Genomic DNA, 20,825 nt, shown 5'->3' with positions numbered 1-20,825 from the left:
CTTATGGATTCTGCGAACTTACAATCAGACGGCAAAGCGCTCGAACGCATGCTCACGGTGCAAAACCAAATGGGCATCCACGCTCGTCCCGCTGCCATGATTGTAAGAGTAACCAATAAGTACACCTCCGAAGTCTTCTTCGAAAAGGATGAAGAGCAGGTGAATGGTAAGTCGATCATGGGCCTCATGATGCTGGCTGCCGGAAAAGGCTCCCAGATCAAGACCATAGCCAGCGGCCCAGATGCAGTCCAGTGTCTCGATGCTCTCGAAGAGCTCTTCGCTACTAAATTCGACGAAAAATAGATAGGAGCGACCTTGGTCGCGATCAACCCAACCCGTAAAACGCCTTCGCTCGAGTCGTAGTCTTCTCCGCAAACACCTCCGGCGTCACACCAAAAAGCGCGGCGCAAAATGCCGCCGTGTACGCCAAATAAGCCGGCTCGTTCGGTTTGCCTCGTTTAGGCATCGGCGCCAAGTACGGCGCGTCCGTCTCGATCATCAATCGATCCAGTCCTTGCAGTTTGGCTGCCTCCCGAACACTTTCGGCGTTCTTGAAAGTGATCACGCCAGTGAAGCTTCCGAAGCCGCCTCGATCCAGCAATTGCTTCATTTCGCCTGGCCCTTCCGAAAAGCAGTGGAAAACCACCTTGGTCCAGTCGATTCCGCTCCCGTCGATCAGCGACACGCATTCTTCGAACGCGCCCCGCGAATGGATCACCACCGGCGCGTCTAGATTCTTCGCTAACTGCAGCTGGGCTTCACAGGCCGCCACCTGGAGACTGAAAATCTCCTTTGCCGCAGCCTCGTCGTTTCGCGGCAAATGAAAGCGATCCAAGCCGATTTCCCCGAGAGCCACCGGCTTTTGCTTCCGCGACCAGAAGGCTTCGATTTGAGAATAGCGAGTCTCCCAATCGGCGTCCACTGAACATGGGTGAATCCCCACCGTATAGTCGACCTGAGGATACTTCTCCGCCATTCCCGCGTAGCATTCCCAATCGTCCGAATCGGTGCCTACGGTCACCAGCCGTCGGAGCCCAGCTTCTGTGGCAGCCTCCAAGGTAGGATCCAAAATCCCTTTCAGGGCGAAACTATGCAAATGCGTATGCGAATCGACGATTCCAGCCATACTCACAAAACCGCCAAGGACCTGCCCGAACCGCAACCCCAAACTAATGCGGCGGATTCCCGTTGGATCTATCTCCTTCGTTGCCAATTCTCCCATTGCCAAAGCCATCAGCTTCGCTTTGCTGCATGACTTTCCGCATACCCTTCGTTCATAAGTTTCTAGAAAAACACTCATGTCTGCCGAAGTCGAAAACGTCATCATCATCGGAACTGGTTGCTCGGGACTCACCGCTGCCATTTACACCGCTCGCGCGAGCCTGAACCCGCTCGTTTTGGAAGGGACCTTGCCTGGCGGCCAGCTCACCCAAACGAGCGAAGTGGAAAATTTTCCCGGCTTCCCGGAAGGGATCGACGGATTCATGCTGATGGATAACCTCCGCAAGCAAGCCACCCGTTTCGGAACTCGCTTCGGCCAAGCTACCATCGATAGCGTAGACTTCTCACAATCGCCTTATACTCTCAAAGCTGGTGACAAGGAGTACAAAGCCAAGTCAGTCATCATCTCCACAGGCGCCTCGCCGCGCCTGCTCGACGTGCCGGGCGAAAAAGAGATGTACGGTGGCAAGGGCGTGACCACTTGCGCGACCTGCGACGGAGCCTTCTACCGCAACATGGACGTAGTCGTGGTGGGCGGCGGAGATACCGCCTGCGAAGAAGCCCTCTTTCTCACCCGCTTCGCCTCCAAAGTTTACCTGATCCACCGCCGCGACGAGCTCCGCGCTTCCGCTTTGATGGCAGAGCGTACACTCGCCCACGATAAGATCGAGATGGTGTGGGACACCGTCGTCGACGAAATCGTCGCTGACGAGCAGGGCTTCGCAACTTCCGTCACGGTAACCAACCGTAAGTCCGGTGAAAGCAGCTCCATCGACGCCAAGGGCATCTTCATCGCGATCGGCCATATTCCCAACACCGGGCCCTTCGCAGAAGCCCTCGACACGGATGACGAAGGTTACTTCAAGCCAACACTCGGCAGCCAAGTGAGAACCAACATCCCCGGCGTCTACGTCTCTGGAGACTGTGCCGACCACGTCTACCGCCAGGCTATCACCGCTGCTGGCATGGGCTGCCAGGCCGCCATCGAAGCCGAACGATGGCTCGCAGAACAGTAGTGGGTGTCACGACCGCACCGCAGCAGCTTCAAAAGAATCTTTTAAAAACTAAAAGCCGCATCCGATCCGATGCGGCTTTTTCGGGTCCAGTTTTTCCTCCACACGTTTGATTGCGTTGCGAGACGCCAGCAAAAAGCAAATGATGCATTCGATCCAAGCACTCTAGATGCCTCCCCATCCCAAATCAGTCCGCACGTTTTTCGCTCTCGCCGCCGCTGCTCTCGCAATGACGCATTTTTGCATAGCGGCTCCCAGCAAACGCGTCGTCGTGAAGTCGAAAGCAAGCGCCAACTTTATCGAGATAAGGAAGCAAAGCGACTTCGCTGCCCTAAGCTACGTTTTCGCACAAGGAGAACGCTTCTCAGATTCCAGCCGTGGCGATGCTGTGAGCAATGTGGACTTTCAATCTATTGCCGAAACGCTGGCTATCGATCTCGGAGAGCAAAATTTCATCCCCACCAAAGAACCGGAAAATGCGGATATCCTTCTCGTCATTCACTGGGGAGGTATAGAGCGGTTCGAGGACCCGACCAAAATGCTCGCGCTCGAGCGAGCCTACGAGGGAGTCCAGCAAAGCGTCGACAATGTGGGATCAGACTATGTCGCATACGATGCCTGGGAAACCCGCTTCGACCTTGTCCAACACGAAAGCGACCTCATTCACGAGCGCATGAACGATGCCAAGATGGCCCGACTTCTCGGCTTCGACGAAGACATCGCCCGCGAACGAAAAAAGCCTTTCTCCACCACCCTCGAAGAAACCTTGCTCGTACAAATGCAGCAGGAGCGCTACCTAATCATCATTATGGCTTGGGACAACCAAGTCCTGAGAGCAACCGGTGAAAAAAAACTTCTCTGGTCTACTCATATGAATATGAAAGCCCTTGGAACGAATTTTGAGGACGCCATCGCATTCATGAGTGGTGCCGCCGTCGGCTACTTCGGAACGGAGAGCGACGGAATCAAATCTCAACTGTACAAGCAGGACGAATACCAGATCGAGATGGGCGAACTCGAGGTGATCGAAAGCGGCACTTCTCTCAAATCCTCCGAATCAAGCGAAGCATCCGACCGACTCGCTAAGTCAAACGCCCGCAACTGACTTCAGCACCCGTTTCGACACCTGTATCCCCTTCTTCAATACATCAAGAGACATGCTTTCATTGGGGGCGTGCAAATTGTCCTCGGGCAAGAATAACCCAATCATCACAGAGTCTAGACCTGTCACTCGTTTCACGTCCGCAATAATCGGAATGCTTCCCCCCTCTCGCAAGAACAAGGGTTTCTTTCCAAAAACCTCCGTCACAGCGGCCTCAGTCGCGCGATAGGCATTCGCCAAAATTTCGCTCTGGCCCGCTGGCGTATTCGGACGGTCGGGCGGCACAACCAAGTACGGTACCCCTTTGTGGCCCATCTTAACCTTGGCCTTCAACCCTTTTGGCACGCGCGACATGATAGCATCCGCGACCAACTTCCCGACGACATCGGGCTTCATGTTTCCGACTAAGCGACAGGTGATTTTCACCGAAGCTTTCGAAGGTACAATCGTCTTGCTGCCCTCCCCGGTGTAGCCACCCCAAAGTCCATTAAACTCAAGCGTTGGCATATACCGAATCGCTTCGAAAGGCGTGTATCCAGATATCGGATGCAAAGCATCCACCCCGACACTCGCCGCGTAGGCGTCCATGTCGGATCCTAATACCTTGAGCTCATCGCGCTCCCAATCCTCGACCTCGGTTACATCGTCGTAAAAACCAGGAACGTTCACCCGGTTATCCGGTGTGTGCAGCGAGGCGCAAATTTCTGCCATCGCCTGCAAAGGATTATAGACCGCTCCGCCATGCAGACCCGAGTGCAAGTCAGACTTCGGCCCAATAAGCTCGACTTCCATATCAACAATGCCTCGCAAGCCAACTGTCACCGCGATTTGATCAGCGCTCGGGCTCAGGGTATCGGACAGCAAAACGAAATCCGCTTCGCTAAACTCCTCCTTGCGCTCTTCCAGCATGGGCAAGAGGCTGGGACTTCCCACTTCCTCTTCACCCTCAATCAAAAAGGTGATGCGTAGCGGCAGATCCGGATTTTCCTCCAACAGCTCTGCAACCGCCGCGATGTGAGCCATTTGCGGACCTTTATTGTCTGCTGCCCCACGCCCGAAGATTCGATCACCCTTGATCGTCGCCTCGAAGGGTTTTGTCTCCCAGAGCTCAATTGGATCGATCGGCTGCACATCGTAGTGCCCGTAAATCACTACGTGAGGCCAAGCTGGATGGCCCGTACGACGGGCCATCACGATCGGATGCTTGTTCGTATCCACGATTTCAACACTCAGTCCCAAATCACCCAGCATTTTCGCAACGAAATCCCGTGTTTGCCCCATCCCTTCCTTGTAGGCCGAATCGGCAGAAACGCTTTGATATCCAATGTACTCCTTTAATTTCTCGATCGCATCAAACATGGAGACCTAACCAAAACAAAGCCCCGCCAATAGCAATCCAAAGCTAATTTCGAACGAATATCCCGAAACCGTAACAAACCAGTAACAAGCTTCCTATACTATGGCAACCGACCCACCCCTGCCTATCTTATCCCCATGCTGCATCTTTACCAAGAAATCACCCTCCTCGCCCTCCGCGACGAGAAAGGAACTGTTTCCATCGATCACCTCGCGCAAGTTTTAGCCGGTGCCCTGGTGGCAGAGCTTGTACTGGAAAAGAAAATTGTAGTATCGAACGATAAGAAAAAGTGGGTCGATCTCGTCGAACCGAAACCTACCGGCGACCCTCTGTTAGACGAGTGCATTGAAAAGCTGGCCAAAGCCAAACGCCGGGCCCGCCTGCAAACTTGGGTCGAGCGATTCTCGTCGATAAAAAAGTTCCACCACAAAGCCGCACAAAGCCTCTGCGATCTCGGCATTTTGGAGAGAAAAACCGGAAAATTTCTGCTGGTTTTCAACAGGAGGATCTATCCTGAAAACAACCCCCAGCCCGAAAGGCAAATCATCGAACGCCTAGAAACGGCAATCTTCGCTCCGGCCAAGGAGCTGAGTGGTAGGGACGCGTTACTCGTTTCCTTGGCACACGCCAGTAAACTACTCGATCAAGTATTTGGACACAAACGTATCAAACTCCAACGAGCCCGCATCCAGCAAATCATCGAAGGCGAAGCGGTGGGCAAAGCAACTCAAGAGCTGATAGCCGCCATCCAACTCACAATCATCACCGCTGCCGTCGTATCAGCTGTCGTCGCCGGCTCTTAACAAGACCCAAATAGGTCACCGCAGGCTACAGACGGCGCATCCCTTTGCTGATACCGAGCAAAACCAGTCCACACTCGTTCGCAGCGCTTTGTAGAGCTGCCTCATCCCCTCCCAATGGGAGGAGAACTGCCCTGACACCTAGCTGCTTCATCCGCGCTAAACATCTCGGCTCGACCTCAGGTACATCGAAAACCGCTACCGTATTGGCCAAGCCAATACCGCTCTCTTCTACACTATTCCAAGCGACCTTCGGAGCGTAGCGACCAGCCTCTAGCGAAACCAGATTCTGTCCCGAGACGATCGCCAAAGCGGCAGAATCCGCGTGCCGCACCACCTTCGCCCCAAACATCAGCGATTCCCAGTCTTCAACCAAAGGTTGAGCCAAACTGAGAATGGTCCACTCCATAGGATTGATCGCCGCCCGGTCCCGGTCTTGAACCAAGACGCCTCCCGCGATACTTCGAATCTCCTGCAGCGCTTCGTAGCCCATTCCGGAAATCGAAGATAGGGCTGTCACCGACATATTGTCGCTCAAAACCGCCAGCTCTTCATCAGAGAAGTCTGGAGCCAAGATGCCCGCCACCTTTCCGCTCACTGCTAGCCGCAGTTTTTCGCATCCCATACTTCCGTTGAGAACCAGCCATGAGTCCGCAAAGTCTTCGTGCCCGAGAACTTTAGATAAGATGCTGTCCAGACTATCTCCGACGCTTGCCGTTAGAATCTTTCCGTTTCGCATCAGGGCGGCGGCCGGCTTCTCGAATTCCCCGATCAGGTATGCCGCCTTGGAAACAGTCAGCACTGACGAATAGTCGAGCTTTGCTCCCGACTTTTGCTCAAAGTGGTCAAAAAATCCGCCATACACAGCCGCAAGCTGATGGCTATTTTCACCCGTATCCAGTAGTTGGGCACGCGGCCAAGCAAAACGCATCGCCTTCGAGTAACCGCTTAGGGCCCCCATATCGGGAGCGTCCGCACCCTGTACTTCGAGGTATTGAGCCACCGCGAAATCAAACTCGCTGGCCGCTCGCAAGGCCGCCGTTGCTCGCTGCATGCGAAACGTTTGACGAAACTTGCCGTCATGCTCCCTCAACTCTGCCAAAGCGGCCTCGTAGTCATTCGGATTACCGAGCAAAGCTACACGCTCGACCGCCCAAGCCGCAGCTCTGATCGTTTCTACGATTCCACGGTCGAAAGCGCCTAGAGCAGCCTTCCAGGACATAAATGACCGCCCCGCCGATTCCACGTCTATAAAATTGGCCACCACTAGAGAAACGCCTTGTTCCTTGTCAGAAACGAGGGCTGCCGCGGCTTCGCACTTCACCTGTTGGAATTCGATTCCTTTACTGCGGATCGCTTCGCCAGCGATTTCGTTGGCCAGAACCTCGAAGCCGAACTCGTTCACCAGTCGCTCTGCTAGAACCGCAACACCGGAAAGATCTTTCACTACCAACAACGCTCGTTTCACCATGCCCTTTATCTCGCGACCGACTCCAACTCCCTCAAGCCTAATCCGTTTGCTCGCACTCCCCAACGACTATCTCACATAAACGGGTCCGCTAAATTCTGTTTTCCTATTGAACTCCCGCCGGGCCCCGCTGAGATTCCCCGCCACCCGCGCATCATGCAACTAACGACACAGCCTAATACGACCATACACAACGCGTTCGCCCACTGCATCGTCGGGGGCTGCTAGCCTATGGAAAGCAGCCCATCCGAAGAACTTGACGGTCTCATCGTGCGACTCGACGACCTGCGCTACCAATACGGAGGTCCGAACGTACCGCCCGAGACACCCCATGTATTCATCTATTTCATCACCATTGAAAACCAGTCGGAGCGTACCGTTACTCTGCTCGGCCGTAAGTGGATCATCCAAGACGTGGAGGGCGAAACCCTAGTGGTCGAAGGCGACAAGATAGTCGGTGAGGAACCTGAACTCATACCTGGGGAGAGCTTTTCCTACAACAGCTTCCATATCGGCTCCTGCAATGCCACTGCCCACGGCAGCTTCCACGGACAGGACTCATTCGGAAACAAGATCCATTGCCTGATCCCTATCTTCGAATTGGCGATCCCCGAAACCGACTGAGTGTAATCAGGGAGAGATCCGCTTGACCTCGCTCCCGCCACTATAAAGATCGGCTTTATTTTACCGGCTACGCCTTAACCGAAAACCACGAGTCACTGCAAGCCACTTGCAATTTCTACCAAACTCATGAGCAACATCCTCTTCGGCCTCGCCGATAAACAATGGATTTGGGTCGCCACGGTTGTTTTCGCCTCGACCTTCGTTCTCGGTAGTTACTCAGCCCTTAAGCTGCGTCGAAAAACAGGGCGCCCCTATATCCTCGGGCTCGTCACCTTCGGCTGGGTACTGCAAACGATCGGGCTCTACGCACGCGGTTTACAGTATGGAGGTTGCCCCCTCTCCAACCAGTTCGAACTGGTTCAATTCATGGTCTGGTCTGCCATCGCTATCTACATTTTCGTCGGACCTGCTTTCCGCGTCAGCCTACTCGGAGTTTTCACTTCTGGCTTCGCCTGTATCTTTTCAATCCTCTCCCTCGTGCTACAACACTGGGACAATCCCAGCCGCGAACCGATCTTTGGCGACTCTCCGTGGATTGAAACCCATGCTGCTCTCGCTCTTTTTAGCTACGGGGTTTTTGGAGTGCTCACCCTCACCTCGGCCATGTATCTGCTGCAAAGCCGCAGCTTGAAAACGAAAAACGTAGTGGGCGGACTCTTTCCATTCCTGCCCTCAATCGTCGAACTAGTCAGTATCAACCGCCGGCTCCTCCTCATGGGTTTCGTGATCCTGACAGTGTCATTAGCGATTGGGTACAAATACTTCATTCAAGATTTAGATTCCGTACTGACCATTAAGTTAGCAGCCACCATCGCCGTCTGGCTCGCCTACGCTGCTACCCTTTTGCTTCGCCAAAAATTCTCCCTTTCTACCAAAAAGTTCGCTTGGGCCTGCATCGGCATCTTCGTAGCCGCCCTCCTCTCGCTCGCAGCTGTCAACCGAAGCACGCAACCCAACGGTTCGCACGCTTCCCTAGCCACGGAGCATTCTCAAGACGCCCCATGAGCCGCGAGCACGACTCATTTTCCGTAATCAGCATCAATCACGAAGTCGCGCCTCTAGAAGTGCGTGAGCGTTATTCGATGGATGATACCAAGGTGGGTGCCTTGTATGCCAACTTGCGGGCTAATTCTCAAATCTCCGAATCTCTCGTGCTGAACACATGCAATCGCTTCGAGCTCTACACCGAAACCGGAGAACACGCGTCCGAGCAATGCGTGCTCGAAACCTTGGCAAAGGCTTACCAAGTAGACATCGAGGATCTCAAGGCCCACCTTCATCTACGATCGGGCCGCGACGCTGTGCAGCATCTCATAGAAGTCGCTGCAGGTCTTCGCTCGCAAATAACTGGAGAGGCCGAGATTTTCGGCCAAGTAAAAGCCGCCTACGCCGTGTCGCAAGATCACGGATACGCGGGCAAGACCATTAATCGGGTCTTTCAGAAAGGGTTCCAAGCGGCCAAACTGATTCGCAATACCACTCCGGTCGGACAAGGCCAGATCAACATCGCCAATGTCGCAGTGGATCTAGCAGGTAAGATTTTTGGCGATCTAAATGCCGCCGCTGCACTATCGCTCGGCACCGGAGAAATCGGGGAAAAAACGGTCAAAGCCTTGCGCAGCCGCGGGGCGGAGACATTTGGTGTCGCCAGTCGCAGTCAAAAGCGCGCTGAAGAAGTCGCCCGAGAGTGGGGAGGAATTCCTCGCCTTCTACAAGACTTGGAAATGTATTTGCCTGAGTATGACATCGTCATTGCATCCGTCGGGGCTGACGAAGCAGTGATAACCCGGCAAATAATCAAGCGGTGCTTTGCTCGCAGAAAAGGCCGGCCATTGTTTCTCATCGACCTGGGACTACCTCGCAACATCGAGAAGGGCTGCGAAGATTTTGATAACGTCTTCCTCTACAACTTAGACGACCTCGCGACCATCGCCGACGAAAACCTTGCCCAAAGAAAACAAGCCGTCGTCGACGCGAGGACTATCGCCGAGCAGAAATCCGAGTTCATCTGGAACGCTATCGTAAAACGTCGCGAACACGAAAAAGGGTAGATTCCCCGCGTTCGAAGCGAAACCTCTCACATCCCGTTGAAGACGGAATTAGTTACCTAGAATTCGGTTCGAATCGCTGAGGTATATGCCCTTCAAGTTCATGTCGAGCGCTTGCGGGTTCGGCGAGTTCTTCATGCCGGTCTTCTTGCTGATCTTACCTTCTTTGATCAAACGAGAGAGCTCCTTGTTGAAGGAACGTGAACCGCTGTCCGCCGAAACATCGAGCAAGGTGCCAACCTTGTCGAAGCGACCTTCGCGGATAGTCGTACGCACCGTTGAGTCACCGATCAAAATTTCTTGCGCGGGCACGCGACCGTCGCCTTCGAGGTTAGGAAGTAGCTTTTGCACGATGATACCACGTAAGGTCTCAGACAACTTACGCTGCACGAGATTGTGCTGCTCTGCGGGAAAGTACTCGAAAAGGCGCGTGATCGCCTGCTGGGCGCTGGCTGCGTGCAGCGTAGTGAAAACGAGGTGGCCGGTTTCCGCGGCGGCAAGAGCGGTTTCGAAAGTCTCCTTGTCGCGCATTTCTCCGATCAAGATCATATCTGGATTTTGGCGGAGGACTGCCTTCAGAGCCTTCTGGAAGCTCGGGGCGTCGATCCCCACTTCGCGTTGCTGGAAGACCGACTTGGAATCGATAAAGTTGAATTCGATCGGGTCTTCCAAGGTCACCACGTGCTTATCCATGTTGTGGTTGATCCAATTCAACAAGCACGCGAGAGTCGTAGACTTGCCGGAACCCGTAGCGCCACAAACGAAAACAATGCCGTCCTTCTTTTGGGCAAGATTCAACAGAACATCTTGATCAAGAGCCAGATCCTCGAAATTTGGAATCTTGCTCTTGATGTGGCGAAATACGATGCTGACCGTGCCGCGCTGCAAGAAAGCGTTTACGCGAAAACGTCCCGCGCGCTCGAGGAAGTAAGCGAAGTCAACCTGCCCCTCCATTTCCCAAGTGTCCTTGTAGTTGCTCGGTACATTGTCATCGACAAACGCGAGAACCGTCTCGCCATCTATCGGCGGCATTTCGACCGGCTCCAAGTTACCGTGCAGGCGCAGGTAGCCAGGTTTGTCGCTTTTCACGACGATGTCGGAAGCGCCGTTGTCGACAGCGAGATAAAGAAGTTCGTCGAAGATTTCTGAAGCCATTATTCTAAAGTGTCTGCGGGTCGGAGAAAAGAGCCTCCCTATAGGTATAGGGTTGACCGTCCTTATAAATCGGCTTGGAACTCGAATCCTTCACTTTCGAATTATGAGCGCACAAAAGTATACCGGATCAATGACCGCACTAGCGACCCCTTTCCTCGGAGACGGGTCCTTAGCAGAGGCCGATCTGAAAAAATTGGTCGAAGCCCAAATTCAGGCGGGAATCAACGCGCTCGTGCCGGTTGGAACCACTGGAGAGTGCCCCACCCTTAGCCACGCAGAGCACGAACGCGTCGTGGAGCTGACAATCGAAACCGCCGCTGGTCGCGTACCCGTGATCGCTGGTGCCGGTTCGAACTCGACTCGGGAAGCGGTTTCCCTTACCAAGGCCGCCCACAAGGCCGGAGCCTCTGGGATGCTACACGTTGCACCTTACTACAACAAGCCGAGCCAAGAAGGTCTATTTCGCCACTTCTCCGCCATCGCGGAGGCGACGGACCGCTCCATCGTTCTCTACTCGATTCCTGGACGCTGCGGAATCCAGATCGACGTCTCCACCGTCGAGCGCCTCCTCGCCAAGTTTCCGCACGTCAACCACATCAAGGAAGCGGGAGGCAGCGTCGAGCGTGTCGACGAACTCAAGAAGGCCATGGGCGACGATCTCGTGGTCTTAAGTGGCGACGACAGTCTCACCCTGCCCTTCATTTGCGCTGGAGCCGAAGGCGTTATCTCAGTCGCCTCCAACGTGATTCCCAACGAAGTCGTAGCTCTCGTAAAGGCTTCACTTTCTGGCGATCTGAAGGCCGCCAGCGCCTGGCACCAAAAGCTCTTTCCGCTTTTCAAGAACCTATTCATCGAGCCCAACCCAGTTCCGGTTAAGGCATGCATGGTAAAGGCTGGGCTTTTCGAAACCGGACGCGTCCGTCTCCCCCTCTGCGGCCTCCAGCCTGAAAACAAGGAGTTAATCCTCTCCATTTTCGGTGCCTTGCAGGCAGAACTATCCGCTCAAGCGTAGAATCCTGCCATGTCACTAAAGATTTGCATTGTTGGCGCCAATGGGCGCATGGGCCAAGCTATCGCCGAAGCGACTGAAGAAGCAGGGCACACAGTCATCGCCAAAGTCGACCAAGGCGACGACCTACGCGCCGGGATCGAAGCGGCTGACGCTGTGATCGACTTCTCCTTCCACACGGTCACAGAATCGGTCTTCAGCACAGCTGCGGAGCTCGGCAAACCTGTCGTTTGCGGTACTACTGGGCACAGCCAGGAAGAAAAAGCCAAGCTTCTGGAGATAGCATCTAAGACCCCCACCGTTTGGGCTGGCAACTTCTCGATCGGAGTTAACCTCCTTTGCTACCTTGTGGAAAAAGCCGCTGAAATTCTACCGCTCGACTACAATGCCGAGATTGTTGAGATGCACCATCGCCTTAAGAAAGACGCTCCGAGTGGAACGGCTCTGATGCTCGCTGAAACCGTTCTCGAGCCGCGCGGCCTCAACCACGACGATCTACGCCACGGGCGGGAGGGAATCACAGGAGAACGTACTGAGCGAGAAGTCGGAATGCACTCCCTGCGAGGCGGCGATGTCGTGGGCGACCACACCGTTATTTTCTCTGACGTCGGCGAACGTGTAGAACTCACCCACAAAGCCTCGAGCAGAGCGATCTTCGCCCGAGGAGCTGTACGGGCTGCCGCTTGGTCAGTCGGCAAGAAACCTGGAATCTACGGCATCCGCGAGGTACTCGGACTCGCCTAAGAGTACGCCGATGATCGTATCCATCGAGGGAATACTGGAGCGGGCCACGCCCCTTACCGCTATTATTAATGCTGGCGGGCTCGGCTACTTGGTGAACATACCAGTGTCCACAGCCGCCAAGCTCCCAGCGAATGGCGAAAAGGTTAAGCTGCACACTCACGCAGTCTATCGCGAAGACTCCCAGTCACTTTACGGGTTCGCTCAGGAGGAAGAACGCAATTTCTTCCAGCTCCTTATCGAAAAGGTTTCTGGTGTCGGCCCAAAGGTCGGCATCAGCATGATGAGCAAACTGGATCTTCCTTCGCTCATATCTGCGATCGGCAATGAGGATTCGGTGTTACTGGCCAAGACTCCCGGCATCGGTAAGAAAACTGCGGAGCGAGTCATTATCGAGCTCAAGGACAAGATTGGCACCTTTGCTCGCGCATCGAGCACGAATCAGCTTCAAGGTTTGGCAACCGACGCTGGCACAGCGGCGAACTATGGTTCCAACCATACCGATGATGCTATTCTCGCTCTACTCGCACTCGGCTACAAGCAGAGCGACGCCTCCAAAGCCGTCGGCAAAGCTGTCGATGCTCTCGGACCCAACGCCTCGACTGAAGCTCTCATCAAAGCAGCTCTCGGATAAATGGGACCGAATAGCGTTTTGCCCGACGCGTAGCTTCAGCAGCTCAACAATTCCCGCGGCTTCGAGAAAAAATAAAAAACGCAGGCGTCTCAGCCTGCGTCTTATCGGCAACAGTGGATAGCTGCTGTCTAAAGTTCTGCCTATGGCTTGGCGGCCACGTTGGTCGCAGCTGCTCTGCCTAGCTCATAACGGACGTTTTCACCCTCTGAATCGAATGCAGATCCGACGGATTGAACCGTAAAAGTCGCCTCGACGGCATCCTGTAAACTCACTTCCTCGTGTGCAAAAGTCGATGTCTCCACCGCATCGCCGAAAGTGAAAGAGCGTTTCTTCCAAACGTCTTCTATTTGCTTGTCCTGGACTACGGTGAAACTCGCAAATTTGACGTCAGACTCGCTTCCGAAATTGTGAGGTTCACCACTCCGGCCGAATGCACCGTCCAAGTCGAAAGAGACAGGAACGAGCCTATCACCGAGTAAAACGGTGCGGCCGTTGAGTTCGTTGACATCCATCACACGAAGCGGCTCCGAGAAATCGGCGTTGACGCTCTGTGCAGCGGGTGTCGCCATTGCTAGTTCGCCATCGAGACCGTTGAGCAAGGGCGATAGATTTCGTGCCGCAAGTAGCAACAGAGCGACCGCTGCCGCCATCCCACCATAGGCGTAAACTTTTTGACGCCACTGCCCGACCGCCTTCGGGGCGGAAAACTTGTCACCCAGCTGCGAGCAAGCGTTAAAGAGCTGACAGTACTGGACGTAGATCCGATGGTAATCGGGATTCACGCGAATTTCCGCTAGGAGCTCCTCCGATTCCTCGGGAGACAACTCCTCGTCTAGGTGTAGGTTCAAGCGTTCGACGAATTCCTGCTTGTTCATAAAAGTTCGTGTCCCATTTTTTCGCGGAGACTTTCGCGAGCGCGGGCGATTCTGCTTTTGACGGTTCCAATACTGATTTGCAACTCATCAGCGATTTCTTCGTAGGTGAGATTCTTCACATTCCGCATGACCAAGGCTTCGCGGTGCTTCTCGTTCAAGAGCTGCATCGCAGCAGCGACGCGATCTTTAAACTCGTTAGTGATAGCGATATCCTCTGGAGATTCTACATCGGCGGGGAAGACCTCCGCCAAAGTGGTGGTCGACTCGGAGGCGATCGGCTGATCAAACGAAATCGACTTGTCACGCTTGCGACGCCACCAATACCAGTAGCGATTGCGGGCAAGGTTAGTGGCGATCTGGTAAAGCCAGGTCGAGAAGCTAGAATCACCGCGGAAGTTCTCCAACCCCCTATGGGCTCGGATAAATGCGTCTTGAGTAACTTCTTCCGCGTCTTGGGTATTACGCAAAAGCTTGTGCACCATCGCATAAATGCGATCCCAGTATCGAGAAACCATTTCTTCAAAGGCCGATTCATCTCCGGCCTTGAATCGCGCTACCAGCGCTTTGTCTAAGGCGACTTCTTGAGCTTTAGTTGACATAGCAGTTGTCGCTTTGGGACGTTGTTTATCAGCAATTGTTCCCATTTTTTCCCTTTCTTCCAAGTTTTTTCAAGATCCTCCTTTTCAGGAACTTATCATTCCAGATCACCGCCCCTCAGCGGTTCGGAGGAAACATCCCACGTTTTTAAATTTTGATCCAATCACTTGCCGCTTCTAGAGAAGAAGTTACGGCAGGCTTCTTTGAGGCTTATACGTGCGAACAGCGTGCTCGGTTGCTCAAATTAAGAGCGAAACCATAGTCGAGATTGCGATTAACAGCAACTCCTGAAAGTTGTAAATTTGGACTTGCCATCCCTTTATGCACATCCTGTATTCCCCAACTTCCGAACGCCCTCTGGGCGCTGATGGGTCGATAGCTCAATCGGTAGAGCAGTTGCCTTTTAAGCAATTGGTTCTGGGTTCGAGTCCCAGTCGGCCTACCAAAAAGCCCTTGCTAGCCAAACGGTTGCAAGGGCTTTTCTGCGGGAGGGCACTGGCAACGCTCACCCCTAATCGTGTTTCCATCCCATCGTCTCGCAAATGTTGAATACGGCACCCTCGCCCGCGCCCACGCCATTGATGATAAGAACTATCATATTCGGAAATTCAGGCTCAGGGAAATCAACCCTAGCCCATCGCCTTGCTTCCTCAGAGAGAGTCGAGCATCTCGATCTGGATACCCTAGCCTGGAAAGAACCTGGGGTCCGTCAAGATATCGAGCTGAGTACAGCTCAAATCGTAAATTTCATTTCGCGAAACGAACAATGGGTGATCGAAGGCTGCTACGCTTCGTTGATCGAAGCGGCGATCGAGCACGCCCGAGAGATTATCTTCCTCAATCCGGGAACGGAGTCCTGCCAAAATAACTGCCGCTCTCGCCCTTGGGAGCCCCACAAATACGCCAGCAAGGAAGATCAGGATAAGAACTTGGCGATGCTACTGGATTGGGTCGCGCAGTACCCTACCCGTGGTGACGAGTTCTCTCTCGCAGCCCATCAGGAATTGTTCGCCTCATTCTGTGGAAAAAAGCACGAACTCAAGTCTAACGAAGAGGCGCAGTCGTTTACCTGCGGCTAGTCAGCACTGCTTCTTTCCGGCTTATCTAGGACCAATGCCCCTGGAAAGTCGGAAGCTTGATCACCACCAATCTGTCCGAGACGCTTGTTCCTGCGATGCGCACTTGGCTTTCGCAGCGGTACGAAATCCCCACCCATATCTTCCATCATAGCGTAAAGCCGATTCTCCATTTCGAGGATTTGCTCTTCGTAATTAGGATCATAAATAAGGTTATGCTGTTCGGTTGGGTCCGCTCGGATGTCAAAGAATTCATCCGTGTCCCACAGTCCATAGTAAGTGGTATATTTGAAACGGTCGCCGCGAAGGGAAAACTGAGTAGGCGTTTGCGGGAAGTTCTTTTCCCAATAGTAGACATAGAGAAAATAGTCACGCCAAGGAATCTCTCTTCCCTCAGCTAAGGGTATGAAGCTCTCCCCATCCATATGTCGCGGCTTTTTCAACCCCATCGCTTCCATAACCGTGGGGGCGATGTCGATATTAGCTACTACTTCTTCGACCTCTGACCCCGCCTCAAAGAGTTCTGGGCACTGCATGAGCATGGGTACACGAATCGAGGTTTCGTACGCAACCCGCTTGTCTATCAGGCCATGCTCACCGAACATGAAACCGTTGTCGCCCATATAGATCACCAGAGTTTGATCGTAGATCCCCATCTCCTTGAGCTTATCGAGCACGGCGCCGACACTATCGTCAACCGAACTCAGAGCCTCGCAATAACGTCGATAGAGGTAGTCGATGTCGGCATCGCTGTGGTAAGGAAAGTCCACCCCATGCCAGCTATTCCTCTGGTCGAGCAACCAACGCGGACGATTAAGAGAATTCTCAGTTAATTTTCTTTCGCTAGCCGGTTTCTCAAAAGGCTTGTCGCCAAATGAGCCTTCGTACTTGGGCTCTGGAGTGAAATTCGAATGAACTGCCTTGTGCGATAAATAGAGGAAGAACGGCTCTTCTTGGTCCTTTTGCTGATCTAGAAACTCTAGAGCTTGTTCCGTAAGAAATGTGGTGATGTACCCATCCTGAGGAACACGCTGACCGTTCTTGTTGAGCGTGTAGTTCTCGTTCGGCGGATAATAATGACCCTGCCCTCTGAAGCTAACCCAGAAGTCGAAGCCAGGACGCGGATCGTCGTTGTGCGCGCCCATGTGCCATTTTCCTACGAAACCAGTCTTGAAACCTGCCTTCTGCAAATACTGAGGAAAAAAGAGCGTACCCTCCGGCACCAGCCGCTGGTTGTCGATCACTTGGTGTCGAAAGGTGTATAGCCCCGTCAAAATAGAAGCCCGGCTTGGAGAGCAAAGCGAGGTCGTGACGAAAGCATTCTTCAAATGCACTCCATTCGCCGCTAAACTGTCGAGATGCGGGGTCTCCGCGAAAGGATGCCCCATAAAACTCATCGCGTCGTAGCGGTGATCGTCAGACAAGATAAATACCACATTCCGCTTACCTGCTCCGTCCATGTGTGCCGGTAATACGTCAGCCGGAACCGGCGATACAGACGTATAAGCTAGCGACGAACAAACAGATAGGAAGCTTAGGATGCAGAGGTAAACTTTCATGACTAAACAATGGGGCAAATGGAACACTTCGAAGCTACACTTCAACAAACGGAGGGGCAAAGGGAAGCTGACTCTTTCAGAAGACCCTCGCCCCAAACATTCATTCGAGAGAAACCGTACTTGCTCGTATCCAATTTTTTAAACAACGGTAACAATTTCAATTATCGACGTTCCTCATGACCGGTGCGACTCGCCCGCCGAATAATCTACGCGATCGTAGTAAATCGTCTTCGGCCGCGACTCCTCCTTACGATGACGCTCTTCGCTCTGAGCCCGGTATTCTTGCGGCGAAATTCCTAGGAATTTCTTGAAAACCCTGGCGAAGTACGCCGGATCCGAAAAGCCGCTCGACCACGCGATTTCGGATACATAAAGAGGTGTGGTCTGCAGGGCCAAAGCCGCTCCTTCAATCCGAATCCGTTGGATGTAGTGGGTCAGCTTCTCTTCCGTCTGGGTATTGAAAAGATGGGACAAGTAATCGGGCGAGCACTGCAGCCGCTCCGCCAGCATCTTCACGTTGAGCTCCGTGTTTGAAAGCTGCTCACGGATCAGCCACTTCGCTTGGAAGACCTTACCGATGTCCTGGTTAATTCCCTCGTTCCCGCTCTCAACTAGGCCCTTTAACATCGCGAACAGCGCAATGCTAAGCCCCTTCACCACGTGATCTCGAGTGGATCCGCTCTTGAAGCTATTCTCGACGAGACCGTTGGTCAGACTTAGAAACACGTCCAGATTCGGAGCATCGTAGAACTCTATCACGTCGATCTCCGGCTTACCCCGCTCGACCTCGAACGCCAAGTGCACGCTGATTGCGTTACTGTAGAAGCCCACAACCAAATTCCTGAACGCCCCTTTTTCAGAAGAAATCCTTTCGTGATGAGGAACCCCTGCCGGCATGATGCAAGCCTCTCCCGGACGCACGGTTACCGTTTCGCTCGGTACTTTGAACTCCGTCCAACCACAAATCTGCACGAATACCTCCGGCTTAAAGTGGTAGTGCATTCCCGCACGTTTCTGCAGGCGCCCCTCGGCGCTGGGAACCTTCAACTTTAACTGGTTGTATTCCGATTCCCGAACACAACGACTTAAGGTCTCGATAATCTCGATACGGTTAGCTTTCGACAGAGGACTGCCAATTTGGCTTCTGGTTTTTGCTGCAGTTGAAGGCTTGGGGTCGCTCATGTGCGTTCGAAGCGGAATTGGGGTAACGAGCCGTTAAATCGGAATCCATAGATACCTATCAACACGCTTTATGCAATGCTGGCTGTAGCTCGACTTATGGAGGCCATTCATTTGAAGAGTAAATGGTCTTTTTTTCTTGATAACAAGGTCAGCGAACCTAAATCTCCTCCTAACTTAGCAAACTCGACTTTGATACGAGTCATGCAACCAGCTCCTCAACGTCACTCCTCCAAATTTTCCCTCTCAAGGCTTTGCCCCCCACGTTGGCGGTTGCCAGTCATCCTCGCTTGCGGAGCTCTCTTCGGACTGAACATCGTTCTGTTGCGAGTTTCGAACGCGACCTCCTACCTCTCCGACGACCCCAAAGCCTGTGTCAACTGCCACATCATGACGCCCCAGTTCGCGACTTGGGAGCGAGGCAGCCATGCCCGCGTCGCCACATGTAACGACTGCCACGTCCCTCACGACAACGTTCTCAACAAGTACTACTTCAAAGCCAAGGACGGCGCGCGACATGCCTTCATGTTCACCTTCCATCTGGAACCACAGGTCATCAAGGTTCATGAGCCAGGCATGGGCGTAATCCAGCAAAACTGCATCCGATGCCACGAGCACCTGCTCGACGAAGGCACTCACCTCGCGATCTCGCTCGCCCAGGCAGAAACCGGGCAAGGAAAACTCTGCTGGGATTGCCACCGCGAAACCCCGCACGGCAAAGTCAATAGCCTTTCATCCGCAGAGTGGGCGCGTACGCCTGATCTCGATTCCGTGATGCCAGACTGGCTGCACGGACAACTTTCCGACCAATCCCCTTCCGAAAATGAACCAGCAAAATAAGAAAACCGGCAATTCCAGCATGGGCTGGATTCTCTTCCTCTCGACCCTTGTAGGTGTCGCCATTGTCGGCTTCCTCATCACCACCGTCATGGAACGACGCGGCGAAGCCAAGCAAGCCAAGATGACCAATCCGATCGGCGAGTGGGAACCACGAAACGAAGTTTGGGGAGCTAACTTCCCAAGGGAATACGAGACTTGGAAAAAGACACTCGAGACCGACTTCAAGTCAGCTCACGGAGGCTCGGCCAAAACCGACTATTTAGAAGAATATCCGAATCTTGTCGTATTGTGGGCTGGATACGGATTCTCCAAGGCCTACGAGCAAGGCCGGGGCCATGCTTACGCTGTCGAAGACATCCGCGAAACCTACCGCACCAACGCTGGCATGCCAGCCACCTGCTGGACCTGCAAAAGTCCTGACGTTCCTCGCGTCATGAACGAACTCGGCGTCGCTGAATACTACGACGCAACTTGGTTCGATCGCGGCGACCAAATCGTCAACGCCATCGGCTGCCAAGACTGCCATGATCCGAAGAACATGAACCTTCGCATTTCCCGCCCTGCGCTGGCGGAAGCGTTCAAGGCCCGCGGAGACGACATCAACGAGGCGACCCATCAGGAAATGCGTTCGCTCGTCTGCGCCCAATGCCACGTCGAATACTACTTCGAAAAGGAGCCAGCCAAGTACCTCAAGTTCCCTTGGGAAAAAGGCTTTTCCGCCGAAGCCATGGAGGCTTACTACGACGAGCTCGATTTCAAGGATTGGACCCACAAACTCTCCCGAGCCCCCATGCTCAAGGCCCAACACCCAGACTATGAGCTCTACATGACAGGCGTGCACGGCCAACGCGGCGTCTCCTGCTCCGACTGCCATATGCCTTACAAGAATGAAGGAGGTGCCAAATTCACCGACCACCACGTGCAAAGCCCCCTCAACAACATCGCCAACTCCTGCCAAGTTTGTCACCGTGAGTCCGAAGCCACGCTCATGACCGACGTCTACTCTCGCCAAAACAAGGTTATGGAACTCCGCGGTATCGTCGAAGGAATGCTGGCAAAGGCGCACATCGAAGCGAAAGCCGCTTGGGACGCTGGCGCCACGGAGGAAGAGATGAAAGCTTCCCTCACCCACATACGACACGCCCAATGGCGGTGGGACTGGGTCGCCGCTGCAAACGGAGCCGGCTTCCACGCACCAAACACCGCCCTGCAAGTCCTCGGCACAGCCATAGAAAAAGCAGGCGCCGCTCGACACGAGATCGCTCGCGTCCTCTGGAAACACGGCATCACCGATGAGATCGAAATGCCCGACATCTCCACCAAGGACAAAGCTCAACGCTACATCGGCCTCGACCCCGACGAGCTCAAAGCCACCAAGGCAAAACATCGCGAAGAGCTATTTCCCGAATGGGATCAAAAAGCCGCCGAACGCCAAGAAGCCATGGGTCTTCCCGACAACGTTTCCGACAAAAAGAGCATCTACTAACACGGTTCAAGAATCCTAAAGGGCTGCTCGCAATCGACGCG

The 20,825-nt window shown here is 53.8% G+C and carries 21 protein-coding genes and 1 tRNA gene; 14 read left to right on the top strand and 8 right to left on the bottom strand.

The window, feature by feature from the left end; translation table 11 throughout:
- Nucleotides 1-3: 3 nt before the first annotated feature.
- A complete protein-coding gene (locus QEH53_RS08885; protein ID WP_309022818.1) occupies nt 4-303 on the top strand; it encodes an HPr family phosphocarrier protein in 300 nt (99 codons plus the stop codon).
- A 22-nt stretch (nt 304-325) separates the two neighbouring features.
- Here the strand turns inward: QEH53_RS08885 and QEH53_RS08880 are convergent, their stop codons facing one another.
- Complete coding sequence (locus tag QEH53_RS08880) at nt 326-1,300, bottom strand: TatD family hydrolase (protein ID WP_309022817.1); 975 nt, start codon at nt 1,298-1,300, stop codon at nt 326-328.
- On the opposite strand from QEH53_RS08880, the gene trxB reads away from it, so the two are divergent.
- Both trxB and QEH53_RS08870 read left to right on the top strand, forming a co-directional pair.
- Nucleotides 1,299-2,237 carry a thioredoxin-disulfide reductase gene (trxB, locus tag QEH53_RS08875; protein WP_309022816.1) on the top strand — a complete coding sequence of 313 codons (939 nt, stop codon included), beginning with the start codon at nt 1,299-1,301 and terminating at the stop codon, nt 2,235-2,237. The two genes, QEH53_RS08880 and trxB, sit on opposite strands and share 2 nt — an antisense overlap.
- Nucleotides 2,238-2,403: 166 nt before the next feature.
- Nucleotides 2,404-3,339, top strand: coding sequence for a hypothetical protein (locus tag QEH53_RS08870; RefSeq protein WP_309022815.1), 936 nt, complete (start codon nt 2,404-2,406; stop codon nt 3,337-3,339).
- Here QEH53_RS08870 and QEH53_RS08865 read toward each other — a convergent pair.
- A complete protein-coding gene (locus QEH53_RS08865; RefSeq protein WP_309022814.1) occupies nt 3,322-4,695 on the bottom strand; it encodes a M20/M25/M40 family metallo-hydrolase in 1,374 nt (457 codons plus the stop codon). The two genes, QEH53_RS08870 and QEH53_RS08865, sit on opposite strands and share 18 nt — an antisense overlap.
- A gap of 135 nt (nt 4,696-4,830) precedes the next feature.
- Here QEH53_RS08865 and QEH53_RS08860 point away from each other — a divergent pair, with 135 nt between their 5' ends.
- Nucleotides 4,831-5,496 (top strand): GPP34 family phosphoprotein, encoded by a 666-nt coding sequence (locus tag QEH53_RS08860; protein ID WP_309022813.1) that lies wholly within the window; start codon nt 4,831-4,833, stop codon nt 5,494-5,496.
- A gap of 25 nt (nt 5,497-5,521) precedes the next feature.
- On the opposite strand, the gene QEH53_RS08855 is transcribed toward QEH53_RS08860, so the two are convergent.
- Nucleotides 5,522-6,964, bottom strand: a complete 1,443-nt coding sequence (locus tag QEH53_RS08855; RefSeq protein WP_309022812.1) for a hypothetical protein — start codon at nt 6,962-6,964, stop codon at nt 5,522-5,524.
- Between the two features lie 228 nt (nt 6,965-7,192).
- Between QEH53_RS08855 and QEH53_RS08850 the strand changes: the two genes are divergently transcribed.
- From QEH53_RS08850 to hemA, 3 genes are all read left to right on the top strand, one after another.
- Entirely contained in the window at nt 7,193-7,585 is a 393-nt protein-coding gene (locus QEH53_RS08850) for an ApaG domain (protein WP_309022811.1), read from the top strand.
- A gap of 126 nt (nt 7,586-7,711) precedes the next feature.
- Nucleotides 7,712-8,590, top strand: a complete 879-nt coding sequence (locus QEH53_RS08845; RefSeq protein ID WP_309022810.1) for a cytochrome c biogenesis protein CcsA — start codon at nt 7,712-7,714, stop codon at nt 8,588-8,590.
- On the top strand, nt 8,587-9,636 hold the full coding sequence (gene hemA / locus QEH53_RS08840) for a glutamyl-tRNA reductase (protein ID WP_309022809.1): 1,050 nt from the start codon (nt 8,587-8,589) through the stop codon (nt 9,634-9,636). Before QEH53_RS08845 ends, hemA begins: the two co-directional genes overlap by 4 nt.
- A 48-nt stretch (nt 9,637-9,684) precedes the next feature.
- On the opposite strand, the gene QEH53_RS08835 is transcribed toward hemA, so the two are convergent.
- Complete coding sequence (locus QEH53_RS08835) at nt 9,685-10,788, bottom strand: PilT/PilU family type 4a pilus ATPase (RefSeq protein ID WP_309022808.1); 1,104 nt, start codon at nt 10,786-10,788, stop codon at nt 9,685-9,687.
- A gap of 103 nt (nt 10,789-10,891) precedes the next feature.
- Here QEH53_RS08835 and dapA point away from each other — a divergent pair, with 103 nt between their 5' ends.
- The 3 genes from dapA to ruvA are packed head-to-tail and all read left to right on the top strand — an operon-like array spanning nt 10,892 to nt 13,172.
- Nucleotides 10,892-11,800, top strand: a complete 909-nt coding sequence (gene dapA, locus QEH53_RS08830) for a 4-hydroxy-tetrahydrodipicolinate synthase (protein WP_309022807.1) — start codon at nt 10,892-10,894, stop codon at nt 11,798-11,800.
- 9 nt (nt 11,801-11,809) lie between these two features.
- Complete coding sequence (gene dapB / locus QEH53_RS08825) at nt 11,810-12,541, top strand: 4-hydroxy-tetrahydrodipicolinate reductase (protein ID WP_309022806.1); 732 nt, start codon at nt 11,810-11,812, stop codon at nt 12,539-12,541.
- 10 nt (nt 12,542-12,551) lie between these two features.
- Entirely contained in the window at nt 12,552-13,172 is a 621-nt protein-coding gene (gene ruvA, locus QEH53_RS08820; protein WP_309022805.1) for a Holliday junction branch migration protein RuvA, read from the top strand.
- 140 nt (nt 13,173-13,312) lie between these two features.
- On the opposite strand, the gene QEH53_RS08815 is transcribed toward ruvA, so the two are convergent.
- Nucleotides 13,313-14,047, bottom strand: coding sequence for a hypothetical protein (locus QEH53_RS08815; protein WP_309022804.1), 735 nt, complete (start codon nt 14,045-14,047; stop codon nt 13,313-13,315).
- On the bottom strand, nt 14,044-14,646 hold the full coding sequence (locus QEH53_RS08810; protein ID WP_309022803.1) for a sigma-70 family RNA polymerase sigma factor: 603 nt from the start codon (nt 14,644-14,646) through the stop codon (nt 14,044-14,046). Before QEH53_RS08810 ends, QEH53_RS08815 begins: the two co-directional genes overlap by 4 nt.
- Nucleotides 14,647-15,013: 367 nt before the next feature.
- On the opposite strand from QEH53_RS08810, the gene QEH53_RS08805 reads away from it, so the two are divergent.
- Nucleotides 15,014-15,089: transfer RNA gene (locus tag QEH53_RS08805), tRNA-Lys, on the top strand.
- A 136-nt stretch (nt 15,090-15,225) separates the two neighbouring features.
- A complete protein-coding gene (locus QEH53_RS08800; protein WP_309022802.1) occupies nt 15,226-15,723 on the top strand; it encodes an AAA family ATPase in 498 nt (165 codons plus the stop codon).
- On the opposite strand, the gene QEH53_RS08795 is transcribed toward QEH53_RS08800, so the two are convergent.
- Complete coding sequence (locus QEH53_RS08795) at nt 15,720-17,279, bottom strand: sulfatase (protein ID WP_309022801.1); 1,560 nt, start codon at nt 17,277-17,279, stop codon at nt 15,720-15,722. The two genes, QEH53_RS08800 and QEH53_RS08795, sit on opposite strands and share 4 nt — an antisense overlap.
- Nucleotides 17,280-17,453: 174 nt before the next feature.
- Nucleotides 17,454-18,461 (bottom strand): helix-turn-helix domain-containing protein, encoded by a 1,008-nt coding sequence (locus tag QEH53_RS08790; protein WP_309022800.1) that lies wholly within the window; start codon nt 18,459-18,461, stop codon nt 17,454-17,456.
- A gap of 201 nt (nt 18,462-18,662) precedes the next feature.
- Between QEH53_RS08790 and nrfH the strand changes: the two genes are divergently transcribed.
- Both nrfH and nrfA read left to right on the top strand, forming a co-directional pair.
- Nucleotides 18,663-19,298: a cytochrome c nitrite reductase small subunit gene (gene nrfH / locus QEH53_RS08785; RefSeq protein WP_309022799.1), complete on the top strand. Its 636-nt coding sequence runs from the start codon at nt 18,663-18,665 to the stop codon at nt 19,296-19,298.
- Nucleotides 19,282-20,784, top strand: coding sequence for an ammonia-forming cytochrome c nitrite reductase (gene nrfA, locus QEH53_RS08780; RefSeq protein ID WP_309022798.1), 1,503 nt, complete (start codon nt 19,282-19,284; stop codon nt 20,782-20,784). Before nrfH ends, nrfA begins: the two co-directional genes overlap by 17 nt.
- Nucleotides 20,785-20,825 lie beyond the last annotated feature (41 nt).

This window comes from Pelagicoccus sp. SDUM812002, from assembly GCF_031127835.1.
Taxonomy (GTDB): Bacteria; Verrucomicrobiota; Verrucomicrobiia; order Opitutales; family Opitutaceae; genus Pelagicoccus.
This window is presented reverse-complemented; position numbering and strand designations above follow the sequence as displayed.

Excerpts from the sequence above, each read along its gene's own strand:
- QEH53_RS08885 (WP_309022818.1), top strand. The coding sequence starts at position 4 with ATGGATTCTGCGAACTTACAATCAGACGGCAAAGCGCTCGAACGCATG.
- trxB (WP_309022816.1), top strand. The coding sequence starts at position 1,299 with ATGTCTGCCGAAGTCGAAAACGTCATCATCATCGGAACTGGTTGCTCG.
- QEH53_RS08880 (WP_309022817.1), bottom strand. The coding sequence starts at position 1,300 with ATGAGTGTTTTTCTAGAAACTTATGAACGAAGGGTATGCGGAAAGTCA.
- QEH53_RS08870 (WP_309022815.1), top strand. The coding sequence starts at position 2,404 with ATGCCTCCCCATCCCAAATCAGTCCGCACGTTTTTCGCTCTCGCCGCC.
- QEH53_RS08865 (WP_309022814.1), bottom strand. The coding sequence starts at position 4,695 with ATGTTTGATGCGATCGAGAAATTAAAGGAGTACATTGGATATCAAAGC.
- QEH53_RS08860 (WP_309022813.1), top strand. The coding sequence starts at position 4,831 with ATGCTGCATCTTTACCAAGAAATCACCCTCCTCGCCCTCCGCGACGAG.
- QEH53_RS08855 (WP_309022812.1), bottom strand. The coding sequence starts at position 6,964 with ATGGTGAAACGAGCGTTGTTGGTAGTGAAAGATCTTTCCGGTGTTGCG.
- QEH53_RS08850 (WP_309022811.1), top strand. The coding sequence starts at position 7,193 with ATGGAAAGCAGCCCATCCGAAGAACTTGACGGTCTCATCGTGCGACTC.
- QEH53_RS08845 (WP_309022810.1), top strand. The coding sequence starts at position 7,712 with ATGAGCAACATCCTCTTCGGCCTCGCCGATAAACAATGGATTTGGGTC.
- hemA (WP_309022809.1), top strand. The coding sequence starts at position 8,587 with ATGAGCCGCGAGCACGACTCATTTTCCGTAATCAGCATCAATCACGAA.
- QEH53_RS08835 (WP_309022808.1), bottom strand. The coding sequence starts at position 10,788 with ATGGCTTCAGAAATCTTCGACGAACTTCTTTATCTCGCTGTCGACAAC.
- dapA (WP_309022807.1), top strand. The coding sequence starts at position 10,892 with ATGAGCGCACAAAAGTATACCGGATCAATGACCGCACTAGCGACCCCT.
- dapB (WP_309022806.1), top strand. The coding sequence starts at position 11,810 with ATGTCACTAAAGATTTGCATTGTTGGCGCCAATGGGCGCATGGGCCAA.
- ruvA (WP_309022805.1), top strand. The coding sequence starts at position 12,552 with ATGATCGTATCCATCGAGGGAATACTGGAGCGGGCCACGCCCCTTACC.
- QEH53_RS08815 (WP_309022804.1), bottom strand. The coding sequence starts at position 14,047 with ATGAACAAGCAGGAATTCGTCGAACGCTTGAACCTACACCTAGACGAG.
- QEH53_RS08810 (WP_309022803.1), bottom strand. The coding sequence starts at position 14,646 with ATGTCAACTAAAGCTCAAGAAGTCGCCTTAGACAAAGCGCTGGTAGCG.
- QEH53_RS08800 (WP_309022802.1), top strand. The coding sequence starts at position 15,226 with ATGATAAGAACTATCATATTCGGAAATTCAGGCTCAGGGAAATCAACC.
- QEH53_RS08795 (WP_309022801.1), bottom strand. The coding sequence starts at position 17,279 with ATGAAAGTTTACCTCTGCATCCTAAGCTTCCTATCTGTTTGTTCGTCG.
- QEH53_RS08790 (WP_309022800.1), bottom strand. The coding sequence starts at position 18,461 with ATGAGCGACCCCAAGCCTTCAACTGCAGCAAAAACCAGAAGCCAAATT.
- nrfH (WP_309022799.1), top strand. The coding sequence starts at position 18,663 with ATGCAACCAGCTCCTCAACGTCACTCCTCCAAATTTTCCCTCTCAAGG.
- nrfA (WP_309022798.1), top strand. The coding sequence starts at position 19,282 with ATGAACCAGCAAAATAAGAAAACCGGCAATTCCAGCATGGGCTGGATT.